This is a genomic window from Nitrospinota bacterium (assembly GCA_009873635.1).
Classification (GTDB): Bacteria; Nitrospinota; Nitrospinia; order Nitrospinales; family VA-1; genus LS-NOB.
In genome coordinates this window covers 21049-34088 of record WAHY01000021.1, presented here as the reverse complement: position 1 = coordinate 34088, position 13040 = coordinate 21049, and the positions used below count along the sequence as shown (strand labels likewise).

Below are 13040 nucleotides of genomic sequence, written 5' to 3'. Positions count from 1 at the left end.
TTTTCCCATCCTGGGAACTTCTCCCTTACGAACAACTTTCACCCCTGAATGAAATATCCGGAGAAAGACTGGACATTCTTAACCGTTTGAGAAACGGAGAACCCTTGGTTCTTGTTGTTCCTTTAGAGTCGGCATTGCAAAAGATTATTCCACGTGAGGTATTGGAGAAATTGGTATTTCCCATTCACTGCAAGATGAGCCTGGAACGTGAACTCTTGGAAGCTTGTTTGTCAGATAATGGTTTTATTCGTTCTCCGCTGGTTGAGAACAGGGGTGAATTCAGCGTACGAGGCGATATTGTTGATTTCTTCCAGCCTGGCAGGTTGAATCCTGTTCGCATCGAATTTTTTGGTGACGACGTAGAATCCATTCGTGAATTTGATGTCTTATCACAGGTTTCTACTAATGATTTGGACAGGATAAGTGTTTTGCCGGTACGTGAACTTTGTTTGAGCGAGGTTGAAATTAAAAATGGTTTGGATGCCATTAATGAGCTTGCTGAAAAAAACAATAGTGATCGATTGATGGTCAAGGAATTGCAGGAAAAAATTCAGCACCTGGGAATGTTTTCTGGAATAGAATTTCTGGCCCCGTTATTTTATTCCAATTGCGAATCGCTTTTTGACTATCTATCTGTTGACTCTCTCGTGGTGTTGGCTGATGAAGATCGGTTGCGCGAAAAATCTGACCTGTTTCAAAATCTCATCAATGAGCAATATGAAACGGTTATTGATAACGGAGAGATAGCTGCTGCTCCGAAAGATCTGTATTTATCGATGGATGAATTCAATAGTTACTCAGGCAAGTTCAAGGGGTGTGTGGTTATGAATACCTTGAAAACCTCTGATGAAGAATTGGATCAGTCCATCAGTCTAGAGGTGAAGCACATTCCTTCATTGGTTGGAAATATTGATGCCTTTAGCGAGCAAGTTCTAAAGTGGCAGGAAGAGGAAAATAAAGTGCTGGTGGTTGCCCCGACCAAAGGGCAAGTCCGGCGGATTCATGAATTGCTTCATGAGTGGGGACTTGAAATCGATGTCGACCTTGGGAGGATAAGTGAAGGTTTTCAACTGAAAAACTTTAAGCAGGTTTTCATTGCAGAGCACGAAATATTTGGAAGAACACATAAGCATCGGTATCGCAGAAAACCTCGCTCACAGTCTTTTCAGAGAGGATTGAAAGATTTAAAAGAGGGTGATTTTCTCGTACACATTGATTATGGAATTGGCTTGTATCAGGGAACCCGTGAATTGCGTACCGGGGTAGGGGGGGGAGAATTTTTAGAGATTATATATGCCGATGACGAAAAACTTTATTTGCCGATGGAAGCCTTAGGGCTTGTTCAAAAGTATGTGGGTTCATCCGAAACACCACCTCCACTGAGTAAAATGGGAGGGGCTGCCTGGAAACGTCAGAAGAAAAAGGTTAAGGATGCCATTGAAGAAATGGCGGCAGATTTGTTGAAACTTTATGCTGCCCGAAAGCTGGCATCCGGGCATTCTTATTCTCACAATACTCTTTTGATGAGAGAGTTTGCTGACGCTTTTGAATATGAGGAAACTGAAGATCAATTAAAAGCCATAGAGGATGTGGAGGCAGACCTGGAAAAAGACAAGCCTTCTGACAGGCTGATTTGCGGCGATGTGGGCTATGGTAAAACAGAAGTTGCTATGCGAGCGGCTTTCAAGGTTGTTCTGGATAAAAAACAAGTTGCCGTACTTGTACCCACTACTATTCTTGCCCAACAGCATTTGCTGACTTTTCGCGAACGCTTTCGCGAATATCCTGTGTCAATTGATATAATTAATAGATTCCGCACCCCTGGTGAACAAAAAGAGACTTTAGCTCAACTAAAAAAAGGGAATGTCGACATTATTATAGGAACTCATAGACTGCTTTCCAAAGATGTTGAGTTTGCTTCACTGGGTTTGATCGTTGTTGATGAGGAACAACGTTTTGGTGTCAAACATAAAGAAAAATTAAAAAAGCTAAGGAACTCGGTAGATATATTAACTCTTACAGCCACTCCGATACCTCGTACCCTGCATTTTTCCCTGATGGGCGTGAGAGATTTGAGTGTTATCGAAACCCCCCCTGTAGACCGCCTTGCAGTAAAAACTTTTGTTCGCAAATTCGATGAAAAAGTAATTCGCGAGGCAATTATGAGGGAGATAGATAGAGGCGGACAGGTTTATTTTGTGCACAATAAAATTCGTAGCATTCATTCTATAGCCGAGATGATTCGACGTGTTGTGCCAGGGGTTAAAATAGATATTGCTCACGGCCAATTGCCGGAACACAAGTTGGAAAGAGTGATGAAAAAATTTATGGATAAGGAAATAGATATCTTGCTGTGCACATCAATTGTCGAATCAGGGCTTGATATTCCTTCTGCGAATACAATCATTATTAATCGCGCGGACCAATTTGGGTTGGCTCAACTTTATCAGTTGCGCGGCAGAGTGGGAAGATATAAGCACCAGGCTTATGCATACTTGTTGATACCGGGAACAGGTGTGCTAAGCGATGAAGCCCGAAAAAGATTGAGTGCGATTGAGGAACTGAGTGAACTTGGTGCTGGGTTTCAGCTCTCAGCTCGCGATATGGAAATTCGTGGGGTAGGTAATATGTTGGGGCATAAGCAGTCTGGGCATATAGCATCGATAGGGTTCGATCTTTATTGCAAATTGGTCGAGGATATGGTCAAAGATATCCGTGGGGAAAAAATTGAATCCCGTATTGAAACGGAACTGGATTTGATGGTGAAGGGATTCATTCCAAAGGACTATGTCCCGGACCTGAATCAGAGACTGGATTTTTATCGAAGGATTCAGGTTGCAAGTGAACAGGAGGAGGGAATATCTATTGGGAGTGAGCTCTTAGATAGGTATGGTCAACATCCTGAACCAGTAGCAAAGCTCCTGGCTCTTCTGGAAATACGAATATACAGTCAGCAGATACATATTTCGAAAATTGAATTAAAGCAGAATCAAGCCTCTTTGCATTTACTCCCCTCTACTCCCATCAACCCTGAGAAACTAACAACTATATTTGATGAACGGTTGAGTATTGACTCGGAATATAAAATCAGTATTCGTGTGGATCGAAAAGGTTGGAAATCAGACTTGAAACTTATAGGTGGTTATCTGAAAAAACTGGCTGGCACATTGCAACCCATCAAGGAAAAAATCAATGTTGAATAATTGGCTGAAAGGAATTGGTATCAGCTTATATTTGGTTGTAGCTTCTTGTTCTAATGGTTCTTCTCCTGATGAGTTGGATAAATACTCGGTAATAGCTGTAGTAAATAAAGAAGAGATTTTCCTGGAACGATTTTTGAATGAATTTAAGGCGCATAAGAAGAAATTTCGTGTTCAAGGAGCAGATGAAGTAACAGCGGAAGAATTTATTTGGCTTAAAAATAGAACTATTGAACAAATTGTGCAAAATACACTTTTGAAGCAGGAAGCTGAAAAAAACAATATTTCTGTTACTCAGAATGAGCTTGATGAAGAATTATTGAAAGCTGAAGTGGGGTATGTTGAGGATTCGTTTAATAAGCAACTGGAGTTTGAGGGCCTAACTCGTGACCAGTGGGAAAATACTATAGAAGGAAATCTGTTGACAAATAAATTGATTAACAATTTTGTCAATAGTAAAGTGTCTGTTAGTGAGGATGAAATACTACGTTATTTTAAGGCTAATGAGGAAAGTTTCCATAAGCGTGAGCAGGTAAGGGCCTTGCATATAATGGTTGAGACTGAAGAAGAGATCCGGGAAATACAAAAGGAACTGCAGTCTAAACAAAAAGACTTTTCTGAGTTGGCCAGGGAATATTCGCTTGGGCCTGAAGGTGTTCGTGGTGGTGATTTGGGGTATTTCGAGGCGGGCCAAATGCCTGAAGAGTTTGACAAGGTTTTCAAGTTAAAAATTGACGGTGTGAGCGATATAATTCGTACTCCCTATGGTTTTCACTTATTTAAGGTTGTTGATAAGGTTGAAGAAAGAAAAATGAACTTTGTAGAATCAAAAAAACAGATTGAAAAAATTTTGATGCAAGAACTTCAGGATGAAGCTTTCCGGAAATGGATGGTTCAGCTTAAAGAAAACTCAGTGATTGAGATCAACTATGATGACCTTCAAAAAATTAATTAATACAAGATTTGTTTTGTCATTGATTGTATTAATAATGACTTTGCCGCTTGAAGTAAATGCCAGGGTTTTTGATAAAGTCGCGGCAAAAGTCAATACGGAGATAATTACCTTAAGCACAATTGAAGAACGGGCTGAGCTTTTGAGGCGTAGTTATTCAAATTCTTCAATAAGTGTTCCTAAACAGGAGCTTTTGAGGCAAGCACTCAATATTATTGTCGAAGAAAAACTGCAGCTCCAGGAAGGAAAAAAAATGGGGTTTGTTGTTGACGAAGAATCTATTGATGCGGCGGTAAATGATATTTCCAGGAAAAATGGTCTTGCCGAAGGCCAGCTGCAAGCAATGCTGGAGAGTGAGGGGAGATCAATGAGTTCTTACCGAGAACATATTAAAAATCAAATACTGGTGTCAAAGATATCCCGTTTTGAAATTGGAAATAGGGTGAAAGTTAGTGATAGGGAAATCATGCGGTATTATCGGGACCACCAGAAAGAATTCTGGCAAGATAGCCAGGTACGTGCCCGTCATATTCTTTTTATCGCTAAACGCGATGCTCCTGAATCTGTTCGAAAAGAAAAACTAAAGCAAGCAAAAAATGTGTTAACTAAGATTTTGGACGGGGCTGATTTTGCCGAACTTGCCAGGATTCACTCTGAAGATATTTCCGCTAGTGATGGAGGAGATATTGGTATTTTTGGAAGAGGAAAAATGGTGCGTGAATTCGAAGAAGCTGCGTTCAGTATGAAGAAGGGGCAGGTCAGCGATATTGTTGAGACAGAGTATGGCTATCACATCATAAAAGTTGAGGAAGTATTAAAAGGAAAAACTTTAACTTTAAAAGATGCCAGGGAGCGTATTTCTCAGATTCTTGCCATGGAAAAACAAAAACAGGGATATGAGGAATGGATTGGAGAATTAAAAAAATCTGCTTTTATTGAAGTGAGCTTGTTTGCCGATCGTGATAAAAATAAAAATGCGATATCAGGAAGCACTAATAAGAAGGTTGAAAGCAGTAATATAAAAAGTAGAAAAAAAATCCAAACAGAATCCAGTTCCCGACAGCAGAGTTTGCAGAAAAAGTGGGAGCAAATGTATAAATCCGTAGAAAAGTCGAAAGAAAACTCAAAAAAGTATAAAGACTCTGGAATGGATTCACTTGAAAAAAAACTTAAGTACCTTAAAAAACTAAGAAATCGGAATAAGATTTCTGAAGAAGAATATCAAAAACGAAAGGAGAATCTTTTGAATAGTCTGTAGTGTTCTGGGTGATATTCCCTTTTGGCTTGAATTTATTTTCCTACCTATACATTTCCTTCCCGATTTTTTTCCAGCCAAAAAACTGGATCTCATTACATATTATTTTTTAACTTTCAAATAAATTTTATCGGCTGTTAGTTGAGGCCATCACTTGTTGTTATTTATAAAAGGAGACATTTGTGATTAAAAAAAACGATGTTGTAACCCTGAGCTATATATTGAAAAATTCTGATGGAGTTGAGTTAGGCAGGGCTGGTGCAGAAGATGGTATGAATTACCTGCATGGATTTGGAAATATAGTCCCGGGATTGGAAGAGGAACTCGAAAATATGAAGGTTGGGGACAAAAAGGATGTGACGGTTCCGCCTGAAAAAGCCTATGGTGATGTAGACCCGAGCCTTCTTTTGAAGGTGGCACGCTCAAACTTTCCCGCTGATATGGAGATTAAACCTGATATGCAGTTTTCTTCTGAAATGAATGGTAAGGAAAATATTTTTACTGTTGAGAGCATTGAGGGTGATCAGATCAATGTTAATGGCAACCATCCTCTTGCGGGTAAAACTCTTCACTTTAATATTGAAATTTTAGGGATACGCGACGCTACCAAGGAAGAATTGGAGCATGGCCATGTTCATGATGGAAGTCATCATCATTAAAAAATATGCGTGTCATAGGTTCTACTTAGGTAATGAGAGCTTTCATTGTGCCTTGGTGCCTTCAGGGCATGATGACAATAGTGGAAATTCTTATATCAATTATCTTACAGACCCATGTCAATATTTTTGAACAATGTAAAAGTGGCGATTTCTGAATTAATAGCCCCTGGAGATAGGGTTTTGGTTGCTGTTTCCGGAGGGGCCGATTCAGTGGCATTACTTTTTCTTTTGGAGCAGTTTTCTAAGGAGCTCGGCTATGAATTGTATGTCGCGCACTTAAATCATTTGGCTCGAGGGAAGGAGTCCGACGAGGACGCGGATTTTGTTGTGCGGCTTGCGGAAAAATTATCTCTTCCCATTATTGTTGACAAAATAGACGCTGCTGAGAAAAAAACTTTCCTGAAAACTTCTTTTCAAGAATCTGCCCGTATTCTCAGGTACCAGTTTTTAGAGAAAACTCTTATGTCCATAAAGGGCAATAAAATTGCTCTGGGGCATACTGCTGACGACAGGGTCGAGACAGTTTTGATGAATCTATTGAGGGGGGCGGGGATAAAGGGACTGGTTGGCATACCTGAAGTGAGAGGGAATGTTATTCGTCCTCTCTTACGTTTTAACAGGGCTGACCTGGAGATGTTTTTAGAAGAACGTAAACTTGTTTACCGAATAGACTCGACGAATAAAGAAACTAAATACCTTAGAAATAAAATCAGGCATGAATTAATCCCTTATTTAAAGACATTCAATCGGGAAATTTCAGGAAACCTATTGAGTATGTCCGAAATAGCCCATGAAGAAGATCTGTGGATGTCGGAAAAAACACATGAACTCTATAACCAACTTGTAACAAGCCAGAATGGTGGCTTGTGTATTGAGGTTGCCAAATTTGAGAACCAACCTTTGGCAATGAAACGTCGCCTGGTCCGTGAAGTTTTTTATCGCTTGAAAGGGAATTTTCGGGAGATTACAGCATTTCATGTCAAACAGGTGCTGGATCTTTTTGCTTTACCTAAGGTTGGAAGCTCAATAATGCTTCCTGGTTCTGTGCGGGTAGTATGTGGATATGAAATGATGTGTTTTTCTAAGACCGATGTTCCTCAACCACCGGAAATAGACAAACAAGCACGAAAACTAAAGATTCCGGGTGTAACAAGCCTGGCTCAAATCAGGCTTCAGTTACATGCTCGATTTGTTAAACCTCCATTGCCTGAATCGATAGACCAAAAACAGGCATATTTGGACTATGATAGGACAGGTGAACTTATCCAGGTAAGGTTTTTCCAACCTGGTGATCGTTTTATCCCCTTGGGCATGCAGGGACATAAGAAGGTAAAATCATATTTTATAGACCAAAAGGTTCCTCGTGAAGAAAGACCATTTATCCCAATCTTGACAAATGCCGATAATGATATTATTTGGGTTTATGGAGAACGAATCTCTGATCCATTTCGGGCCGCTGAAAACACCAAAAAAGTACTTTTAATTGAAGGAAAGGGGCTTTGAAAAGATAAATATTAAGAAGGCAACAAATATTATTTTTGTGGTACCATTATATAGTTCCGAATTTGTGGCGATAACTCTGTAAGGAGATAGTTTTGAATCAATTTTATAAAAATTTAGCTCTATGGCTTGTGATCGGAATAGTCCTGATTGCCTTGTTTAATATATTTAATCAACCTTTGGCTCCTCAATCTGAAGTGGTGTTCAGTGACTTTATGGATCAGGTTGAGCAGGGTCAGGTGACTGAAGTGATGATTCGTGGTGACAGTATTAATGGAAAGTATATGGATGGCCAGGCTTTTCAGACTACGGCACCACCAAAAGATCCGAACCTGATTAAATCACTTAGAGAAAAAAATGTTCGTATTGTCGTGGTTCCCCCTGAACAGACGAGCTGGTATATGAGCATTCTGATTTCCTGGTTTCCGATGATTTTGTTGTTGGGGATCTGGATATTTTTTATGCGCCAAATGCAGGCAGGTGGGGGTAAGGCCATGTCCTTTGGCAAGAGTCGTGCCCGCCTGTTAAATGACACCAAAAATAAAACTACTTTTAAGGATGTAGCTGGCGTCGATGAGGCGAAGGAAGAGCTGCACGAGATCATTGAGTTTTTAAAGGAGCCTCAAAAGTTCAGCAAGCTGGGAGGTAAGATACCAAAAGGCGTTTTGCTTGTAGGGCCTCCAGGTACGGGTAAAACTCTTTTAGCCAGGGCTATTGCTGGTGAAGCAAATGTGCCTTTTTTCAGCATTAGTGGATCTGATTTTGTTGAAATGTTTGTGGGAGTGGGTGCGTCCAGGGTGCGTGACTTGTTTGAGCAGGGGAAAAAGAACAGTCCCTGTCTGATTTTTATAGATGAAATTGATGCGGTAGGCCGACATCGAGGTGCCGGTTTAGGTGGCGGTCATGATGAGCGGGAACAAACCCTTAACCAGCTTCTGGTTGAGATGGATGGTTTCGAAAACAACGATGGGGTTATCCTTATTGCGGCTACCAACCGCCCTGACGTTCTGGATCCAGCTTTGTTAAGACCTGGGCGGTTTGACAGGCAGGTGGTGGTGGCACGACCTGATGTTAAAGGGCGTGAAGGAGTTTTGAAAGTTCATACATCTACAGTACCTCTTACTGACGAAGTTGATTTAAAGGTTATTGCAAGAGGAACTCCCGGTTTCACGGGTGCTGATCTTGCCAACCTGGTCAATGAGGCTGCTTTGCTGGCCGCCCGAAATGATAAAAAAGCTGTAACGATGGTGGACTTTGAGGAAGCTAAAGATAAGGTAATGATGGGAGTTGAACGCAGAAGTATGGTTATCTCAGAAAAAGAGAAAAAAACCACAGCCTATCATGAAGCAGGACATGCCCTTGTTGCCTGTCTGTTGCCCGGAACGGATCCTATCCATAAAGTTACGATCATTCCTCGAGGAAGGGCTTTGGGGGTAACAATGCAGTTGCCTATGGATGAACAGCATACTTATCAGAAAAACTACCTTTACAACAGTCTGGCTATTTTGATGGGTGGAAGGTGTGCTGAGGAAATCTGCCTGGGTGAAATGACTACAGGTGCAGGAAACGACATTGAGCGTGCTACGGAAATGGCTCGTAAAATGGTGTGTGAGTGGGGTATGAGTGAAAAAATGGGCCCACTAACCTATGGCACTAAAGAAGAACAGGTGTTTTTGGGTAAAGACTTTTCTTCTCAGAAAAACTTTAGTGATCAAACAGCCAAACTCATTGATCAGGAAGTCAAAACCCTGGTTATGGGTGGATATAACCGGGCCACTGAATTATTGCAAAAAAATCGGAATATCCTTGAAAATCTCGCGCAAGCTCTATTGGAAAGGGAAACCTTGAATGCGAATGAGGTGAAGAATATTCTTGATGGTAATGATATAGACTCAGATGCATCTGGTGGAGAGACAGAAAAAATCAAACCTGAGATTCCTGCTGAAAAGCTGCAGTCTAAGAAAGACTCTAATGATCCTAAAGAAGGGCTTTTGGGAGGAGGAGGGATGCCTGATCCTTCGCCAGCTTGATCAATAGTTTTAATAATATTTCGTTTTAAATAAACTCCACATTTCAAACGGCATAATGCCGGAATGTGGAGTTTTTGGTTTGGGGTCTTTTTACAAACGTATGTTGTAAATATCGACAAAGATTGTTTATGGAACCATTCAGTTTTCCACAGAACAAGACTTTAGTCATGGGCATTATCAACCTGTCTCATGACTCTTTCTACGAAAAAAGCCGGTACAAAACAGTCGAGCAGGCTATCAGAGCCGCTGAGAGTATGCTTGAAGAAGGTGCGGATATTCTGGATATTGGCGCGGAAAGCTCAAGGCCGGGGTCAGTGCCCATATCCCCACAAGAGGAGTCAAAACGTTTATTGCCGGTTTTGAGCCAACTGGTAAAGGTCGCTAACGTGCCAATTTCTGTGGATACGTATAAGCCAGTTGTTGCTCAGCAGGTGTTACAAGAGGGAGCCAGTATTATCAATGACATAACGGGACTACAGAAATATGAGGAAATGGCACAAACGATTTCGAGATTTAAGGCTGGGGTGATTTTGATGCATATGCAAGGTTCACCAGAGTCAATGCAGGAGAATCCACAATATCGGGATGTATTGAAGGAGGTTTTAGAATATTTACGGCAGAGTATTTCTATTGCTGTGTCTGCAGGAATTGTACGGGAAAATATAGCTGTAGATCCGGGTATAGGATTTGGTAAAACAGACTCCCATAATCTTACTCTTCTAAATAATATAAACTGCTTTAATGAATTGGGTCAGCCGGTGCTTTTAGGCGTATCAAGAAAGTCTATAATAGGCAATATTTTGGACACACCTGCTGAGGAGAGACTTGAAGGCTCACTCGCTGCTGCTGTATCTGGGGTGATGCGAGGAGTGTCAATAGTTCGCACTCATGATGTTTTAGCCACCAGGAGGGCGATTAAAGTTGCTGAAGCTATTATGAAAGAAGAAATATGACTCGTTTATTTGTAAATGTAGATCACGTTGCTACCATTCGTGAAGCAAGAAAAACCATTGAGCCCAGCCCATTAAGGGCGGCTCTATTGGCTGAAAAAGCCGGTGCACATGGAATAACTGTTCACTTGAGAGAGGACCGCAGGCACATTCAGGATGAGGATGTGCGGATAATTAAAAAAGAAATTAAAACTCCGTTGAATCTCGAAATGGCTCCCACACAGGAAATGGTTAAGATAGCATTGGAATTATGTCCTTATCAGGTTTCTCTGGTTCCTGAAAAGCGTCAGGAAATTACAACAGAGGGTGGTTTGGATGTTTGTTCCCAGGGAAAAGAATTAATGGAGATTGGAAGGAAAATTAAAGATCGAGGAATCTTATTCAGCTTGTTTATTGACCCGGATGAGAGGCAGGTGGATGCATCAGAAAGAATCGGTGCCGATAGTGTAGAGATCAATACAGGAAAATACTCAGAACTTAAATCTGCCAAAGATATAAATGAAGAACTGGATCGGATACAGAGAAGTGCTAAAAGGTCTGCTGAAATTGGTTTGAAGGTTTTTGCCGGCCACGGCCTGAATTATGAAAATGTAAAAAATATTGCTGCTATTCCTGAAATTGAGGAGCTGAATATAGGGCATTTCATAGTCGGGCAATCCGTTTATGTGGGTATGGAAAAAGCAGTATCCGAGATGTTTCGCTCAATAAAATTGGCTGGGAATTAAAAATCCTGGCAGAGCCAGATTTATTGAAGCTATTGATAATATTGCAGTTTTGGTGTTTTTTTAATGGGTTTGGTATAAAACTTGCGGTATAATAATGGGTGTTGTTTTTACCAAAATATTGACGGACACAACGATGACAGATTTTGAACCATCTTCACAAGTATCCCAGGAAAACTCTGACATTCGGGAAAGAGGCATTTCCAGTGCTCGAGAATATTCCCGTGTTGTAGAGACTTTTAGCAGGGTTTTGCAATATAAAGAAACCTTTCGGTTATCCATCGAAAGAAAACTTAACTCTATTGGACAGCAAGTTAAAGATAATATTGAGAACCTGGAAACTCTTATGCGGAATATAGATATATATTCCCAGAATATAGATAAAATTTCTAATAACCTTGGACAACTGCAAACGGAAGAAAGTTCTATTAAAGAAAGATATGAGGAGCTTTTAAATGGCTCGACTTCCCTTGATCAAAGCCTTGCTGATGATGAAAGTGCCCATGACAATCAGGACCCTGCTGGATCCAGGGAATACTTGATACAGAGACGGAGAAATTATCTGGAAAACCTGGATCAAAGCTTTAAGCGTTTGGATGGAGAATTATATTCGATTGATAAACTTCGTTCCGAATTAACCAGGGCTCGTGATGAAATTCTCATTAAAAAAGATGAAGCACAGAAACAAATGGTAGCGTTGGAAGAAAACGGGGCCAGGCTCCTGGAAGAAGTGAAAAGAATTGAAATGGAACTCGAAGCATCAGTTGATGAAGAGAGGCTTTTGATCAATGAGTTTAAGCGTTTGGTAAATGGTGCTGAAAAAACTATAGAAATTAGTGATGAAATAGATCATATATTGTTTACCTATCTTACTGCTGCTGAGTCGAAAGACAGTCCAGCCATAAACTCTGTACCTGCCGCAGATTAGGCATGACCCTATATATCCCATAAAGTTGTGAGCAGGTTTATATTGACTTGAATTTGTAAATTTTGCATACTCCCACAAGTTTTATGAGATTGGGCTTGCCTGTTGTTTTACTACCCTCAACTAGTTTAACTCATACATTTTCAATAAGTTTACCCTGAAAGGTATTTTTGTAAAGATGGCAATAAAGGTCGGTATTAATGGTTTTGGACGAATAGGAAGGGCGGTATTAAAGTGCATTTTGGACGATCCAGAATGCTCAAATTTTGAAATTGCAGGTATTAATGATTTAACAGATTCCGCTACGCTGGCACATCTATTTAAATATGATTCTGTTCAGGGTGTCAGTGAATATAATGTTGATTCCGATTCTGATGGGTTGATCATTGATGGCAAGCATATAAAAATTACTGCGGAACGTGATCCGGGAAACCTGCCCTGGGGTCAGTTAGGTGTAGATATTGTAATCGAATCAACGGGGATTTTTACAAAACGTGATGCGGCCAAAAAGCATATTGAGGCAGGAGCAAAAAAAGTTATTATTTCTGCTCCGGCAACGGATCCGGATGTAACCATTGTTTTAGGCGTTAACGAAGAGTCCTATAATTCTTCTGAGCATCAGATTATTTCCAATGCTTCATGCACTACAAATTGCCTGGCCCCCATTGCAAAGGTTCTGCACGAAAAGTTTGGCATTAAAAAAGGATTGATGACAACCATTCACTCCTATACCAATGACCAGAAGATTCTAGACCTGCCTCATAAAGACCTGCGAAGGGCAAGGGCGGCTAACCTTTCCATGATCCCCACCACGACTGGAGCGGCAAAAGCGGTTGCTTTGGTTTTG

General features: G+C 40.7%; 10 protein-coding genes. All 10 read left to right on the top strand.

The window, feature by feature from the left end; all coding sequences use genetic code 11:
* A partial coding sequence (gene mfd / locus F3741_10770; GenBank protein MZG31263.1) for a transcription-repair coupling factor occupies positions 1-3203 on the top strand: 3203 nt, incomplete at its 5' end.
* Positions 3193-4155 (top strand): hypothetical protein, encoded by a 963-nt coding sequence (locus F3741_10765; GenBank protein ID MZG31262.1) that lies wholly within the window; start codon positions 3193-3195, stop codon positions 4153-4155. The genes mfd and F3741_10765, both read left to right, overlap by 11 nt.
* The gene (locus F3741_10760; GenBank protein ID MZG31261.1) at positions 4130-5410 is read left to right on the top strand and encodes a hypothetical protein; all 1281 of its coding nucleotides are present in this window, start codon (positions 4130-4132) and stop codon (positions 5408-5410) included. Before F3741_10765 ends, F3741_10760 begins: the two co-directional genes overlap by 26 nt.
* Positions 5411-5589: 179 nt before the next feature.
* A complete protein-coding gene (locus tag F3741_10755; GenBank protein ID MZG31260.1) occupies positions 5590-6066 on the top strand; it encodes a peptidylprolyl isomerase in 477 nt (158 codons plus the stop codon).
* A 114-nt stretch (positions 6067-6180) separates the two neighbouring features.
* On the top strand, positions 6181-7569 hold the full coding sequence (gene tilS / locus F3741_10750; protein ID MZG31259.1) for a tRNA lysidine(34) synthetase TilS: 1389 nt from the start codon (positions 6181-6183) through the stop codon (positions 7567-7569).
* A 92-nt stretch (positions 7570-7661) separates the two neighbouring features.
* Positions 7662-9596, top strand: a complete 1935-nt coding sequence (locus F3741_10745) for an ATP-dependent metallopeptidase FtsH/Yme1/Tma family protein (GenBank protein ID MZG31258.1) — start codon at positions 7662-7664, stop codon at positions 9594-9596.
* A 128-nt stretch (positions 9597-9724) separates the two neighbouring features.
* Positions 9725-10549, top strand: a complete 825-nt coding sequence (folP, locus tag F3741_10740) for a dihydropteroate synthase (GenBank protein ID MZG31257.1) — start codon at positions 9725-9727, stop codon at positions 10547-10549.
* Positions 10546-11271, top strand: a complete 726-nt coding sequence (locus F3741_10735; GenBank protein MZG31256.1) for a pyridoxine 5'-phosphate synthase — start codon at positions 10546-10548, stop codon at positions 11269-11271. Before folP ends, F3741_10735 begins: the two co-directional genes overlap by 4 nt.
* A 133-nt stretch (positions 11272-11404) precedes the next feature.
* On the top strand, positions 11405-12196 hold the full coding sequence (locus F3741_10730; GenBank protein ID MZG31255.1) for a hypothetical protein: 792 nt from the start codon (positions 11405-11407) through the stop codon (positions 12194-12196).
* A 175-nt stretch (positions 12197-12371) separates the two neighbouring features.
* Positions 12372-13040, top strand: a 669-nt coding sequence (locus F3741_10725) for an aldehyde dehydrogenase (protein MZG31254.1), incomplete at its 3' end; no start/stop codon positions are given.